This is a genomic window from Streptomyces sp. NPDC013455 (assembly GCF_040632975.1).
Taxonomy (GTDB): domain Bacteria; phylum Actinomycetota; class Actinomycetes; order Streptomycetales; family Streptomycetaceae; genus Streptomyces.
The window spans coordinates 69,607-83,776 of sequence record NZ_JBEYCX010000015.1 but is presented as its reverse complement, the minus strand read 5'-3'; the positions used below and the strand labels follow the sequence as shown (position 1 = coordinate 83,776).

Sequence of the window (14,170 nt, the reverse complement as noted above, 5' to 3'; positions counted from 1 at the left end):
AACGCCCGGGGGGCCGGCGGGGGGCGCTGCGCGTACCCGGCGGCCCCAACTACGCTCGTCCGCATGGAGATTCTGGGCGCCTCGCTGCGCATCTGCGTCGACGACCTCGAAGCCGCCGTCCCCTTCTACGAGCGCCTGGCGGGCGGCCGGGCGCTGCGGTTCGACCGCGGCGGCGTCGAGGTCGCCGCGGTCGGTTCGTTCCTGCTGATGAGCGGCCCGGAGCCGGAGCTGGAGATCCTGCGCAAGGTCGCGGCGACGATCGCCGTGCGGGACCTGGACGAGGCGCACCGGCTGCTGACCGAGCTCGGCGCCCGGATCGTGGCGGGGCCGGTGCCGACGCCGGCGGGGCGCAACCTGCTCGCCGTGCATCCGGACGGGTCGGTCTTCGAGTACGTGGACCAGCGCGGCTGAGCGCTCACGCGCGGGCGGCCGACGGGCGCGGCCTCAGCCGGCGGCGCGCATCTCCGTGGTGAGCGCCCAGCGTTCGTGGTCGCGCCAGGCCCCGTCGATGTAGATCATGTCCGCGGAGAAGCCCTCCAGGCGGAAGCCCGCGCCCCGGGCCAGGGCGATGGACGCGGTGTTCCCCGGCTGCACGTTGATCTCCAGCCGGTGCAGGCCCAGCGGCCCGAACGCGTACCCGATCACGAGGTCCAGCCCCTCGCGCATGAGACCCCGCCCGGCGGCGTGCGCGAAGGCGCCGTAGCCGAGGGCCCCGCACTGGAAGCCGCCCCGCACGATGTTGTTGATGTTGATGAAGCCGGCGATGGCCCCGCCGTCCTTCTCGCACACCAGGAAACCGGCCCGGGCCGGGTCCTCGATCAGCCGGCCGGCGTACTCGGCGTAACCCTGCTCGCTGTCGGGCGGGAACAGCCAGGGCCGGTGCAGATCCTTGCTCTCCCGGGCCCGCGCGGTGAACTCGGGTCCGTCCGCGAGGGTGAAGGGACGGATGCCGACGCGGGGTCCTTCGGCGAGGTGACGGGGGTCGCGGTGGGGCATCCGGCCAGCCTACGACGTCACCGGCGGCCGCGCCGCGCGGGGGAACCGGCTCCGCCGCCCGCGGTGTGCCCGCCGGCCGGCGGTCAGCGCAGCGCCGGCTCGTCCAGCGTCAACGTCCCCGACGCCGCGTCGAGTTCCGCGGCGACCCCGAACGGAACGGTCAGCGCTCCTTCGCAGTGGCCGAACCCGACGTTCTCCGCCACCGGGACGCCGAGCGCGCCGAGCCGGTCGGCCAGCAGGGGCCGCAGCTCGGCGTAGTCCGAACAGCCCTCCCAGGAGCCGAGCAGCACTCCCCGCACCCCCGCCAGCCGGCCGGAGCGCAGCAGCTGGGTGAGGTACCGGTCGAGCCGGTACGTCTCCTCGCCCACGTCCTCCAGGCAGAGCAGCCCGCCGCGCGCCGAGGACCGGGCGTCCGGTGTGCCGCACTCCGCGGCGAGCAGGCACAGACAGCCGCCGAACGTGACACCCCGGGCGCGGCCGGGCACGAGCGCGGTGCCGCCGGAGGCGATGGTGCGGACGGTCTCGGGTGCGAAGAGCGTGGCCCGCAGGTGCTCCTGGGCGCGTGCGTTCTTCACGAAGTCGATGCCGGCCGCCATCGGTCCGTACAGCGTGGCCAGGCCCAGGCGGCCGGCGATGGCCTCGTGCAGGACGGTGAGGTCGCTGAAGCCGACGAAGACCTTCGGCCCCGCCGCCCGCAGCGCCTCCCAGTCGAGCAGGTCGATCATCCGTTGCACGCCGTATCCGCCCCGCGCGCACAGCACCGCGTCCACCGAGGGGTCGCACCAGGCGTTCTGGAAGTCGGCGGCCCGGTCGGCGTCCGTGCCGGCGAGGTAGCCGAACCGGGGGTGCCGGTCCAGGACGTGGGGTCCGGCCACCGGGTCGAGGTCCCAGCCGCGCAGCACGTCGAGGCCCGCCTGGAGCCGCTCCTCGGGCACCGGCCCGCTGGGGGCGACGACGGCCACGCGCGCGCCCGGGGCCAGCCGGTGCGGGCGGACGAGTTCCTTCACGGTCTCAGCTCCACATGGGGTATCTCCGGTGCCGGGTGCAGCCCGAACACCTGGGCGTACAGGGACAGCTCGGCCTCCAGGGCGCGCACCATGGTCTCGGCCCGCCGGAACCCGTGTCCCTCCCCCTCGAAGGTGAGGTAGGCGTGCGGCACGCCCCGGCCCGCGATCCGGGCGAGGAAGCGTTCGCACTGGGCGGGCGGGCAGATGACGTCGTCCAGGCCCTGGAGCAGCAGGAAGGGGGCGGTGAGCCGGTCGGCGTGGCTGGTCGGGGAGCGTTCGGCGTACCGGGCCGGCACCTCGGCGAGCGGGCCGATCAGCGACTCCAGGTAGCGGGACTCGAAGTCGTGGGTCTCCCCCGGGCCCCAGGTGGCGAGGTCGAGCACCGGGTAGATGATGGTGCCGCAGGCGTAGACGTCGGTGGTGGTGAGGGAGGCGGCGGTGGTCCAGCCGCCCGCGCTGCCGCCCCGGATGGCGAGCCGGGCGGGGTCGGCGGTGCCCTCGTCGGCGAGGGCGCGGGCGACGGCCGCGCAGTCCTCCACGTCGACCACGCCCCACTGCTCGCGCAGCCGCTCGCGGTAGGCCCGGCCGTATCCGGTGGAGCCGCCGTAGTTCACCTCGGCGACCCCGATGCCCCGCGAGGTGAAGTAGGCGATCGCCAGGTCCAGCACGAGCGGCACCCGGCTGGTGGGGCCGCCGTGCGCCCAGACGACGTACGGCGGCAGCTCGCCGTCGGGCGCGGCGCGGCCGGGGTGGTGCGGCGGGTAGACGTGGGCGTGCACCTCGCGGCCGTCCGGGCCGGGGAAGGTGCGGATCTGCGGCTCGGGGTAGTAGACGGGGTCGACGGGGTCGCGGTGCCGGGCGCCGACGGCGCGGGCGCGGCCGGTGGCGGTGTCCAGTTCGACCACCTCGTAGGCGGTGCGCGGGCTGCCGCCCACGCCGACGACCCGCCCGCCGTGCACCGCGAGCATGCCGGTGAACTCGGTCCACGGTCCGGCCACGTCGACGATCTCACCGGACTCCGGGTCGAGTATCCCGAGCACGGTCGGACCTCTGCCGTGGACGACGGCGATCAGACCGTTGTCCAGCGGCGCGAACCACCGGAAGCCGAGCAGCCACAGGGGCCCGGCGAACTCCTCCTCGCGCGGGGCGAGCGGAACGGGACCCGCATCCCGCCGCGCGGAGGGCGGCGCGGGGCTGCCGTCGCGGTAGAGGTTCCACCACCCGCTGCGGTCGCTCGTGTACAGGAGCGCGCCGTCCGCCGCCCACTCGGCCTGCGCGACGGCCTCGTCCAAACCGCCGGCGACGGCCCGTGGGCCGGTCAGCCGGCCGTCGTCCGTCACGTCGGCGACCAGCAGCTCCGTGCCGTCCCACGGCATCCGGGGGTGGTCCCAGGCCAGCCAGGCCGCGCACCGGCCGTCGGGCGACAGCCGGGCCCCGGTGACGAACCGGTGCCGGCCGTCGGTGAGTTCCCGGACGGCGCCGCGGTCCTCGGCGGCCGAGCCGTCCAGCGGTACGGCGGCGAGGACGCGCCGCACGTCACCGGCGCCGTCCCCGGTGAACTCCTCCAGCACGCACCACACCTCGCCGCGGGCGAGGTCGATCCGGGGCTCGGCCCAGCGCAGGCCGCCGCCCAGCGGGGACACCGGGGTGAGCGGACGGGGCTCGCCGCCGGTCTCGTACCGGTACAGCCGCTGGTCGGCGAAGTGCACGAAGACGATGAGCGGGCGGCCCTCGTGGACCGTCCCGGCCCAGGGCCGGCCACCGTACTCGATGACCCGGCTGCGCACGTTCCACGGCGCCGGGAGCACCGGCTCCTCGGTCCCGTCGGCCCGCCGCCGGACCAGGGCCCGGCGGCCGCCCTCGGCCGGCCGGGGTTCGGTCCACCAGATCTCGTCCCCGACGAAGTCCACCCATTCGGGCCGGCCGTCGTGCGCGGCGGCGAGCGCCGCGTCGATGGGCGACGGCCACGAACCGTACGGTGCTCTCAGCATCTCGTCCTCCACCAGCTGGGGGGTGCCTGACCGATCATCCCGGGCTCCCGGCCTGATCGACGGGACATCCCCTAGGCCGTCCGCAGGAAGCGGTCCAGGACGCGCACCCCGAAGTGCAGCGCCTCCACGGGCACGCGCTCGTCCACCCCGTGGAAGAGCGCCTGGTAGTCGAGGTCCGGGGGCAGCTTCAGCGGTGCGAAGCCGTAGCCGGTGATGCCGAGCCGGGAGAACTGCTTGGCGTCCGTGCCGCCCGACATGCAGTACGGCACCACGTGTCCGCCCGGCGCGAACTCCTCGACGGCGGCCCGCATCCGGGCGTACACCGGCGCGTCCACCGGTGCCTGGAGGGCCACTTCGCGGTGCGCGAACTCCCACTGGACGTCCGGGCCGGTCAGCTCGTCCAGGGTGGCGAGGAACTCGTCCTCGTAGCCCGCCAGGTAGCGTCCGTCCACGTACCCGACCGCCTCACCGGGGATGACGTTGAGCTTGTAACCGGCGTCCAGCATGGTCGGGTTGGCGCTGTTGCGGACGGTCGCCTCGACCAGCCCGGCGGCCGGGCCGATCTTGTCCAGCAGCCGGTCCACGTCGCTGAAGTCGGCTTCGAAGCCGTACAGCGCGGCGAGTTCGGCGAGGGCGGCCCGCACGGTCGGGGTGAGTCTGAGCGGCCACTCGTGCTCGCCGATGCGGGCGACGGCGGCGGCGAGCCGGGTCACCGCGTTCTCCTTGTTGACCTTGGAGCCGTGCCCGGCGCGGCCCCGCGCGGTCAGCTTCAGCCAGCCGGTGCCCCGCTCCCCCGCGGCGATCGGGTAGATCTCCCGGCCGGCGCCGTCGTGGAAGGTGAAGGCACCGGACTCGCCGACGCCCTCCGTGCAGCCCTCGAACAGCTCGGGGTGCCGGTCGGCGAGGAAACCGGAGCCGTCCTCGGCGCTGGCCTCCTCGTCGGCGGTGAAGGCGATGACGAGGTCCCGGCGGGGGCGTACGCCCTGCCGGGCCCAGGACCGGACCACCGCGAGGATCATCGCGTCCATGTTCTTCATGTCGACGGCACCCCGGCCCCACACCACCCCGTCCCGGACCTCGCCGGAGAACGGGGGGACCCGCCAGTCGGCGGCCTCGGCGGGCACCACGTCGAGGTGGCCGTGGACCAGCAGCGCGTCGGCGGACGGGTCGGTGCCCGCGATCCGGGCCACCACGTTGGTGCGGCCCGGGGTGCGCTCCAGCAGCAGGGGGTCCAGGCCCGCCCCGGCCAGCCGCTCGGCCGCGTACTCGGCGGCGGGCCGCTCCCGGCAGTCCCCGCCGCCCCGGTTGGTGGTGTCGATGCGGATCAGACCGGAGGTGAACTCCACCACCTCGTCCAGGGCCTGCTGGTCAGCCATACTGCTCCTCCACGGCGGCGGAGACGATCGTGGTGACCGCCTTGAACGTTCTGATCCCCTCGTACATGGTGGCGCTGGTGTACGCCACCTTCCGCTCCCCGATCCGCGCCACGCCGGGCACGACGGTGGCGGCCTGCGCCAGGTGCTCGGCGTCGAACTCGACGGCGACCGTGACCGGACCGGCCTGGACCGGCTGGTGACGGACCGCCAGCCGCGCGGCCTCCTTGGCCGCCGCCCGGATGTCGGCCGCGGTCCGGGCCGGGGTCCGGCACACCGCCGCGTACCGCGACACGTGGTCCTTGACGGCGACCTTCGGCGCCTCGGGCGCGTACCCGAGGGCGTCCTCGCAGGCGACGTCGTCGCCGGTGACGAGGACGACGGGGACGCCGTACTCGGCGACGACGTGCGCGTTGAGCAGACCCTCGCTGGCCCGGACGTCGTTCAGCCACACCCCGGTGATCTGGTTGGCGAGGTAGGTGTGGGCGAGGACGCCCTCCATGCCGGCGCCCGCGTGGTAGCCGACGAACGCGATGCCGTCGACGTCACCGTGCTGGACGCCCTCCACCATGGACAGCGCCTTGTGCCGGCCGGTGAGCATCTCCACCCGCTCGTCGAGCCGCTCCAGGAGGAGGTTGCGCATGGTCCAGTGGGCCTCGTTGACGAGCACCTGGTCGGCACCGCCGTCGAAGAAGCCCTCCACGGCGGCGTTCACGTCCGAGGTGAACATCGACCGGCACCGCTCCCACTGGGGGGTCCCCGGCAGCACGTCGGCGGGCCAGGTGACGCCCGTGGCACCCTCCATGTCGGCACTGATGAGGATCTTCATGCCGTGTCACGTTACGCGCCGGGCGGCGGTGAGGCTACGACCCCGCCGGGGCGAGCACGAACCAGCGTGCCGGCAGGTCGATGCGGGTGCCGTCGGCGAGGTACTCGGTCTGCGGCAGGGTCGTCTCGCCCTCGGCCAGGATCGTGAGCCCTGCCTCGCCCAGCAGCCGCGGGACCTCGTCGTCGTCCGCGGCGGCCGGCTTGAGCCCGTGGTGGAAGACGCGCCGCAGCTTGGGCGGCGGGCCGGCCGGCCCGGCGGCCGCGCGGGCGAGGACGTCCCGGGAGCCGGAGGTGAGCTCGACCACGAAGGCGCGCCCGGCGCTGCCGAGGAGTTCGGCGACGGCCGCGGCCACGGCGGGCCGGGCGGCCGGTTCGCTCTGGTGGATGACGGCCCGCATGTAGACGTTGCTGTCGCCGAGCCGCTGGTGCAGGGCGCGGACGGCGTCGGTGTCGGTCAGGTCGAGCTGCCGGAACTCGACGGTGTCGCCGTCCGCGGCGCGACGGGCGTGCTCGACCGCCGCGTGCGACAGGTCGACGCCGACGGCGCGGGCGAAGCAGGTGGCCAGGTAGCGGGTCTGGGTGCCGTTGCCGCAGCCGAGGTCGACGATCGGGCGCTTGGCGTCGGCGTACGGCAGGAGCAGTTCGCTGTGCGGTGCGGCGGTCAGGGAGGGGTCGGCGTCCCATATCGCCTCGCCTCTGGCGTCGGACGTTTCGCGCCAGTAATTCTCCCACGCGGTACGGTAATTGTCCGAGACGTTCATACGATCTCCCCACGGGTCGGTTCCGTGCTCGGGATATCGCGGTGACGTGGGGCGGGGCAAGGGGCGGGCGGGCACCTTTACGAGATGTACCGGCTCCGGACACCCGCCGGCACCCGCGGCGGATCGCGCACTCGGGACACGGCCGGACTCGGTCCGGCCCGCTTCGGAGGACCCGCCCCGGCCGAATCCGTTCGGGTCGGCCCGTTCGTGCGGCCCGCCCCGGTCCGGCCCGCGCCGGTCCGTTCGGTGCGGCCCGCCCCGGTTCAGTGCCCCTCGGTCAGGGCCTGTTCGAACCAGACGGTCTTGCGGTGGCCGGTGGCGCTGGCGCCCCATTCCCGGGCCAGCCGGCTGACCACGCGCAGCCCGCGGCCCGCCTCGTCGTGCGGGCCGGTGGTGAGCAGGGCGGGCAGGGTGGGTTCGTCGTCGGTGACCTCGAACAGCAGCGCGTCCGTGCGGACCACGCGCAGCCCGACACCGTCGGTCTCGGCGTGCCGGACGGCGTTGGTGACGACCTCGCTGACCAGCAGCTCGGCGGTCTCCACCGCCTGCGGCAGGCCCCACTCCAGCAGCCGTTCCCGGACCAGCCTGCGGGCCCGGGCCACCTCGCGCGGGTCGGCGTCGAGCCGCCAGGCGGCCACGTGGTCGTCCGGGATGCCGTTGAGGCGGGCCATGAGCAGGGCGACGTCGTCCTTGCGGCCGCCGCGGGTGTTCAGGGCACGGATGATGGTGTCGCAGGCGTCGTCCATCGAGGCCGCGGGGTGGGCGGCGGACTCGCAGAGCGCGGCCAGGCCCTCGCCGATGTCGGAGCCGCGCACCTCGACCAGGCCGTCGGTGCACAGCACCAGCCGGTCGCCGGGCGCGACCTTGACACGGGCGGCTTCGAAGGGGACGCCTCCGACGCCGATCGGGGCGCCGGTGGGCAGGTCGATGAGTTCGCTGCGGCCGTCCTCGGCGCGGACCAGCACGGGCGGGATGTGGCCGGCGTTGGCGAGGGTCAGCTCGCCGCGGATCGGGTCGTAGACGGCGTACAGGCAGGTGGCGAGGTAGCTGTCGCCCAGCCTGCGGGCCAGGTCGTCCAGGTTGCGCAGCAGCTGGACCGGCGGTGTCTCCATGGTGGCCATGGTCTGCACGGCGGTGCGCAGCTGGCCCATCATCGCGGCCGAGTTCAGGCCGTGGCCCATGACGTCGCCGACCACGAGCGCGGTGCGGGAACCGGGCAGTTTGACGGTGTCGAACCAGTCGCCGCCGATCCGGCCGAGCCGGGTGCCGGGCAGGTAGCGGGTGGCGATGTCGCAGCCGGCCATCCGCGGGGCCACCCGCGGCAGCATGCTGTCCTGGAGGGTGTCGGCGACGTTCTCCTGGTAGGTGTACATCCGCGCGTTGTCGAGCACCAGGCCGGCGCGGGCCGCGAGTTCGGCGCCGGTGGTGCGGTCCATGTCGTCGAACTGCGGACGGTCGGGGCGGCGCATCAGCACGGTGAAGCCGAGGACGACGTTGCGCGCCTTGAGCGGGACGATGAGCAGCGACCGGCCGGTGATCAGCGGCCGCAGGTCGCGTTTCTCGAACTCACCGGCGATCCGGTGCGACAGCTCCTCGGTGACCCGCGGGATGAGCACCGGTTCGCCGGTGACCATGCACTGGTAGAACGGGGTGTGTTCGGGGAAGGCGAACGCCTCGCCGACCGGCACGGTGTCGTCCCAGCGGCCCGGTTCGTCGTTGTGCTCCACCCAGACGCGGAACATCACGGTGGTGGCGTCCGGCGGGCCGTCCGGGAAGTCCTCGCCGGCCAGCACCGCGGCGCGCAGGTGGGTGCCGGCGAAATCCGCGAACCGGGGCACGGCGGCGCTGGTGACCTCGCGGATGGTCGCGTCGAGGTCCAGCGAGGAGCCGATGCGGGAGCTGACCTCGTTGAGGAACTCCAGCCGCTCGCGGACGGCGGCGTACTCCAGGTCGCGCTCGGCGCCGGCCGGGACCACGGCCGCGGCGGCCCGCTCCCGGGACACGGCGGTTCCGGCGCGCGTGCGGCCGCGGCGCCGCGGCACACCCCAGTACGGGGTCACGGGCACCCGGGCGGACTGGCTGAACTCCAGCACCGGATAGCCGAGTTCGAGGACCTGGGAGACGATGCGGGCACTGAGTCCGGGGCCCATGTTGGGCAGTATCTCGGGCAGTCGCCGTTCGAGTTCCTCGAAGGCCGGCAGTTCGGTGTGGCGGGCGAAGCCGGGCGCGATGCGTTCGGCGGCCCCGCCGTCGCCGCGGTCACCGCGTTCCTCGCCCAGCCGGGTGGCGTCGGCGGCGAGCACCAGCAGCCGGGCGGGGTCCGGGCCGACCAGCGGGTAGGCCCACCACAGCACGTCGATCCGCTCGCCGTCCGGGGTCTGCCGGGGCGGGCAGAGGCGGGCGCGGCCGGCCGTGGCGTACCCGGTGTGCCGGCCGAGCGAGACGTCCAGGTCGGGGCCGGGGCCGGCGTACGAGGTGTAGGCGTCCGGCACCGGCTCGGCCACCGTCTCGTGCGGATCGTCGGGCAGGGCGCCGGAGACCGGCAGCAGGTCCGCCGCGGGGTGACCGACGGCGTCCTCCCTGCGCACGCCGAACAGGCGCCGTGCGCCGCTGCTCCAGTGGGACACCAGGCCGGCGCGGTCGACGACGACCACGGCCAGCGGAATCCGGCCCGCCGTGGTGTCGCCGGCGCCGCGCTCGGGAGTCGCGTCCCGTCCGCTGCCACGGTTCATGGCCCAGGCCCTTTCTCCCCACGGCTGTCCGCAAACGATCTGTGCCGCCCGCCACTACGGTACGGCGACCGCCGATCGCGATGTGTGGCAATCCTGGAATTGCTCTCACCGGTTGACACCGGCGCACGACCCGGCGCGACCGGTCAGTCCTCGTGGCCCAGCTGGAGATCGCGCTCGGTGCGGCCACCGCCCGCGACCTGCAGCACCGTGGCGACCGGCGGGTAACCTGCGGCGATGACGGTGTACTCGCCGGAGGAGAGGTCCACGAACCGGAAGCTGCCGTCCGCTCCGGTGGTGAGGGTGTCGACGACGTTGCCGGCGGCGTCGAGGAGCGTCACGCGCGCGTCCTCCACGGCCCGGCCGCCGCTCGCCCGGACGGTGCCCCTGAGCACGGCGCCGCCCGCGAGTTCGATGTCCTGCCGGGTCTCCCGGGACGCCTGCACGGTGACCGGGAGCGCGGCGGGCCGGAAGGCGGGGGCGCTGGCGGCGAGGGTGTACTCGCCGGCGACCAGCTCGGTGATGACGTAACCGCCCTCGCGCCCGCTGCGGGTGGCGGCGACGACCTCGCCGTGCACGTTGGTCAGGGTGACGGTGGCGTCCCGGACGGCGCTGCCGTCGGCGGTGCGCACGCTGCCGGCGAGCCGGCCGGCGCCGCCGAGGACGACGTCGAGTTCGACGGGGCGTTCGCCGACGGTGACCGAGACGGCCTGCGGCTGGTGTCCGCCGGCGGCGGCGATCAGCACGTACGCCCCGGAGCCGGGCGTGCTGAGCGCGTACCGCCCGTCCTCTCCGCTGGCGCCCCGCCCGATCTGCTGTCCGGTGACGTCGATGAGGGTGAGCGCCGCGCGGGGCACCACGGTGCCGTCCGGGTGCTGCACCGTGCCGCAGACGGGGATCCCGGCGGCGTACGAGACCCGGGCGTGCGGGATCGGAGCGGTCACGGCCTGCGGCTCCGTTTCGGCGGTGTTGTGGGACACCAGTGGTTTCTCCTTGAGGAAGAAGGCGATGAGCAGGCCGACGAGGAGCACCGGGACGAGGTAGAGGAAGATCCGGGGCATCGCGTCGGCGTAGGCGCGGATGTAGGCGTCGCGCAGTGCCGGCGGCAGCGCGTGGACGAGCTGCGGGGTGAGCGAGTCGGCGTCGGGCAGTCCGGTGCCCGCGCGCGGGGGCAGTTCCCGGCGCAGCGCGTCGGTGAGCCGGTCGGCGAAGAGCGTGCCGAAGACGGCGGCGCCGACGCTGCCGCCGATCTGCCGGAAGTAGTTGTTGGCGCTGGTGGCGGTGCCGAGGTCGGCCGGGCGCACGGAGTTCTGCACGGCGAGGACGAGCACGGGCATCACCAGGCCGATGCCGGCCCCGAGCACGGCCATCCAGATGCTGTAGTGCAGCCGTGGGGTGTCGGTCTCCAGCCGGGACAGCAGCCACATGCCGGCGGCGGAGACGGCGCAGCCGAGCACGGGGAAGATCTTGTAGCGGCCGGTCTGGCTGATGAGCTGGCCGCCGATGATCGAGGTGCCGACCACCCCGGCCATCATGGGCAGCATCAGCAGCCCGGACTCGGTGGCGCTGGCCCCGTCGACCATCTGCAGGAAGGTCGGCAGATAGCTGGCGGCGCCGAACAGGGCGACGCCGATCACCAGGCCGACCAGTCCGCTGATGGTGAAGACGGAGTCGCGGAACAGCCGCAGCGGGATGACGGGTTCGGCGGCGAAGCGTTCGGCGACGAGGAAGAGCACACCGGCGGCGAGGGCACCGGCGGCGAGGCCGAGGATCTGCCGGGAGCCCCAGGCGTACTCGGTGCCGCCCCAGCTGGTGAGCAGCACCAGGCAGGTGGAGGCGGCGGCGAGCAGCAGCGCGCCCGGGACGTCGAGGCGGGCGCGCACGCGCGGCCGGGGGATCTTCAGCACGACGGTGACGACGGCGAGGGTCACCAGGCCGAAGGGGATGTTGATGTAGAAGCACCAGCGCCAGGAGAGGTGGTCGGTGAAGTAGCCGCCGAGCAGCGGCCCGGCGACGGAGGCGAGGCCGAAGGCGGCGCCGATCAGGCCCATGTACCGGCCGCGTTCCCGGGGCGGCACGATGTCGGCGATGATCGCCTGGACACCGATCATGAGCCCGCCCGCGCCGACGCCCTGGAGGGCGCGGAAGGCGATCAGCTGGTCCATGCTGCCGGCCCGGCCGGCGAGGGCGGAGCCGAGGACGAAGACGGCGATGGCGAACTGGAAGACGGCTTTGCGGCCGACCAGGTCGCCGAGCTTGCCGTACAGGGGCAGGCCGATGGTGGAGGTGAGCAGATAGGCGGTGATCGCCCAGGACATGCGGTCCAGGCCGTGCAGTTCACCGACGACCTTGGGCAGCGCGGTGGCGACGATCATCTGGTCCAGGGCGGCCAGCAGCAGCGCCAGCATCAGCCCGAAGAACACGAGCCGGACCCGGCGCGGGGTGAGTGCGCCGTCCGGCGCCGGGGGCGGCGGCGCGGCGGCGGCCTGCTCCTCCGCGGCCGGCGCCACGACCGGCTCGTGCTTCACCAGTGTCGTCCCGCCCACGGACCGCTCCCCTCGTCGCATCTGTCACATTTCCCGCGTAAGGCGACAACTGCGAACAACTGCGGCGAGTTACGGCACCACCCGCTACGGGGCGGGGATCCACTCGAACCGGTGAAGGGGTCAACCGGGGGTTCAACGCCCCTTCACCGGAGGGCCCTTCGGGCTACTTCTCGACCTCGGCGGCGAGGTTGGCGAGCAGCGCGTCGTAGATCCGGCCGAGGCCCTTGGGGGCGAACGTCCGCTCGAAGAAGCCGCCGATGCCGCCGGCGCCCTGCCAGGTGGTGGTGACGACGACCCGCGACCTGCCCTCGCCGGCGGGGGTGACGCGCCAGGTGGTCGCCATGGAGGAGTTGCGGTCCTTCTCGACCAGCTCGCCGTCGGTGGGCTCGTCGACGTCCAGCAGGCAGTCGCGCACCCGCTTGCTGGTGGCCTGGAGCTTCCAGTGGACGAGGGTGCCCTCTCCGTCGCCGCCCTCGCGCACCTCGTACTCGCTGAAGTGCTCGGGCAGCAGCCTCTGCCGCGTGCCGCGGTAGTCGGCGAGGGCGTCGAACACCTTCTCCGCGTCCGCCGCGACGACCCGCTCCGTAGTGGCCTCGACCTGCGCCATTGCGTTCCTCCAGGACCTGGTTGCTCGGGGTTGGGGCAAGCCAACCACCCCGGCGCCCGGCCGCCCAAATCGGGGCTCGCACGATCATGGGAACAGATGTTCTAATCTGTGGCCGGGCGAGAACGAGGAGGCGTCATGCGCTGGGAGAACCTCACGGAGGACGGTGAGAACGGACGGGCGGGCGACGCCGCGCTGTTCGGCGCGGACGCCGTCACCACGCGTACGTTCGACACGCCCGAGTTCCGCGGCATGACCTTCCACGAGGTCCGGGCCCGCTCGGTCCTCAACCGCGTGCCGGGGGCCTCGCGCATGCCGTTCGAGTGGACGGTCAACCCCTACCGCGGGTGCACGCACGCGTGCGTCTACTGCTTCGCCCGCAAGACGCACGGTTACCTGGACCTGGACACGGGCATCGGCTTCGACACCCAGATCGTGGTGAAGGTGAACGCCCCCGAGGTGCTCCGCCGCCAGCTGGGCTCCCGGCGGTGGCAGGGCGACCACGTGGCGATGGGCACGAACGTCGACTGCTACCAGCGCGCCGAGGGCCGCTACCGGCTGATGCCGGGCATCATCTCCGCGCTCACCGACCACGCCAACCCGTTCTCCGTCCTCACCAAGGGCACCCTCATCCTGCGCGACCTGGACCTGCTGGTGCGGGCGGCCGAGGTGACGGAGGTGGGCATCTCGGTCTCCGTCGGCTTCCTGGACGGCGAGCTGTGGCGCACGGTGGAGCCGGGCACACCCGCACCGGAGCGCCGGCTGGACGTCGTCCGCGCCCTCGGGGAGCACGGGATCGGCTGCGGGGTGCTGATGGCGCCGGTGATCCCCTTCCTCAGCGACCACCCGGCCCAGCTGCGGGCGACGGTGCGGGCGATCGCGGCGGCCGGGGCCACCTCCGTCACCCCCCTGGTGCTGCATCTGCGGCCGGGCGCCCGGGAGTGGTTCACGGCCTGGCTCGGACGGCATCACCCGCACCTGGTGCGGCGCTACGAGCGGCTGTACGCGGAGGGCGCCTACGCACCGAAGTGGTACCAGCGCCGGATCACCCGTCAGGTGCACGAGCTGGCGCAGGAGTACGGCATCGGGCCCACGCACGCGGGCCCGGCCCGCCGGATCCGCCCGGCCGCGCCCGCCACGCCCCCGGCCGACCGCGAACCGACCCAGCTCAGCCTCATGTGATCGGGTCCGCGGCGCCGGGCACCCCCTAGAGGGCATCCCACGGCTCAATCGGGTCAAGTATCGGAGGAACACGTTCTTCAGGGCCTCCACACCGGGACGATCCGGCGAGGACCGCGAGCCTCGCGGTTCTCCGACACCTCCGTCCCGGGAGGA

Annotated in this window: 11 protein-coding genes; 2 read left to right on the top strand and 9 right to left on the bottom strand. The window is 73.9% G+C overall.

Features of this window, described 5'->3' with window-relative positions:
• Window positions 1–63: 63 nt before the first annotated feature.
• On the top strand, window positions 64–411 hold the full coding sequence (locus tag ABZ576_RS23555; RefSeq protein ID WP_360744100.1) for a VOC family protein: 348 nt from the start codon (window positions 64–66) through the stop codon (window positions 409–411).
• A gap of 33 nt (window positions 412–444) precedes the next feature.
• Here ABZ576_RS23555 and ABZ576_RS23550 read toward each other — a convergent pair whose 3' ends face one another.
• The 9 genes from ABZ576_RS23550 to ABZ576_RS23510 all read right to left on the bottom strand — a co-directional run bounded on the left by ABZ576_RS23550 (window position 445) and on the right by ABZ576_RS23510 (window position 12,838).
• Entirely contained in the window at window positions 445–996 is a 552-nt protein-coding gene (locus tag ABZ576_RS23550) for a GNAT family N-acetyltransferase (protein WP_360744097.1), read from the bottom strand.
• 83 nt (window positions 997–1,079) lie between these two features.
• Entirely contained in the window at window positions 1,080–2,003 is a 924-nt protein-coding gene (locus ABZ576_RS23545; protein ID WP_360744094.1) for an LD-carboxypeptidase, read from the bottom strand.
• Window positions 2,000–3,994, bottom strand: coding sequence for an LpqB family beta-propeller domain-containing protein (locus tag ABZ576_RS23540; protein ID WP_360744091.1), 1,995 nt, complete (start codon window positions 3,992–3,994; stop codon window positions 2,000–2,002). The genes ABZ576_RS23545 and ABZ576_RS23540 overlap by 4 nt, the downstream gene beginning before the upstream one ends.
• Before the next feature lie 71 nt (window positions 3,995–4,065).
• A complete protein-coding gene (locus ABZ576_RS23535) occupies window positions 4,066–5,370 on the bottom strand; it encodes a M20/M25/M40 family metallo-hydrolase (protein WP_360744088.1) in 1,305 nt (434 codons plus the stop codon).
• On the bottom strand, window positions 5,363–6,196 hold the full coding sequence (locus tag ABZ576_RS23530; protein WP_360744085.1) for a M55 family metallopeptidase: 834 nt from the start codon (window positions 6,194–6,196) through the stop codon (window positions 5,363–5,365). Before ABZ576_RS23530 ends, ABZ576_RS23535 begins: the two co-directional genes overlap by 8 nt.
• 34 nt (window positions 6,197–6,230) lie before the next feature.
• On the bottom strand, window positions 6,231–6,956 hold the full coding sequence (locus ABZ576_RS23525; RefSeq protein WP_360744082.1) for a class I SAM-dependent methyltransferase: 726 nt from the start codon (window positions 6,954–6,956) through the stop codon (window positions 6,231–6,233).
• Window positions 6,957–7,219: 263 nt separating this feature from the next.
• Window positions 7,220–9,688, bottom strand: a complete 2,469-nt coding sequence (locus ABZ576_RS23520; protein WP_360744079.1) for a SpoIIE family protein phosphatase — start codon at window positions 9,686–9,688, stop codon at window positions 7,220–7,222.
• Between the two features lie 143 nt (window positions 9,689–9,831).
• A complete protein-coding gene (locus ABZ576_RS23515) occupies window positions 9,832–12,231 on the bottom strand; it encodes an MFS transporter (RefSeq protein WP_360744076.1) in 2,400 nt (799 codons plus the stop codon).
• A gap of 163 nt (window positions 12,232–12,394) precedes the next feature.
• Entirely contained in the window at window positions 12,395–12,838 is a 444-nt protein-coding gene (locus ABZ576_RS23510; protein WP_360744073.1) for an SRPBCC family protein, read from the bottom strand.
• Window positions 12,839–12,973: 135 nt separating this feature from the next.
• Here ABZ576_RS23510 and ABZ576_RS23505 point away from each other — a divergent pair, with 135 nt between their 5' ends.
• Window positions 12,974–14,017 carry an Rv2578c family radical SAM protein gene (locus tag ABZ576_RS23505; protein ID WP_360744070.1) on the top strand — a complete coding sequence of 348 codons (1,044 nt, stop codon included), beginning with the start codon at window positions 12,974–12,976 and terminating at the stop codon, window positions 14,015–14,017.
• Window positions 14,018–14,170 lie beyond the last annotated feature (153 nt).

Coding starts and splice junctions, on each gene's coding strand:
- ABZ576_RS23530 (WP_360744085.1), bottom strand. CDS start 6,196: ATGAAGATCCTCATCAGTGCCGACATGGAGGGTGCCACGGGCGTCACC.
- ABZ576_RS23510 (WP_360744073.1), bottom strand. CDS start 12,838: ATGGCGCAGGTCGAGGCCACTACGGAGCGGGTCGTCGCGGCGGACGCG.
- ABZ576_RS23525 (WP_360744082.1), bottom strand. CDS start 6,956: ATGAACGTCTCGGACAATTACCGTACCGCGTGGGAGAATTACTGGCGC.
- ABZ576_RS23540 (WP_360744091.1), bottom strand. CDS start 3,994: ATGCTGAGAGCACCGTACGGTTCGTGGCCGTCGCCCATCGACGCGGCG.
- ABZ576_RS23520 (WP_360744079.1), bottom strand. CDS start 9,688: ATGAACCGTGGCAGCGGACGGGACGCGACTCCCGAGCGCGGCGCCGGC.
- ABZ576_RS23550 (WP_360744097.1), bottom strand. CDS start 996: ATGCCCCACCGCGACCCCCGTCACCTCGCCGAAGGACCCCGCGTCGGC.
- ABZ576_RS23555 (WP_360744100.1), top strand. CDS start 64: ATGGAGATTCTGGGCGCCTCGCTGCGCATCTGCGTCGACGACCTCGAA.
- ABZ576_RS23535 (WP_360744088.1), bottom strand. CDS start 5,370: ATGGCTGACCAGCAGGCCCTGGACGAGGTGGTGGAGTTCACCTCCGGT.
- ABZ576_RS23505 (WP_360744070.1), top strand. CDS start 12,974: ATGCGCTGGGAGAACCTCACGGAGGACGGTGAGAACGGACGGGCGGGC.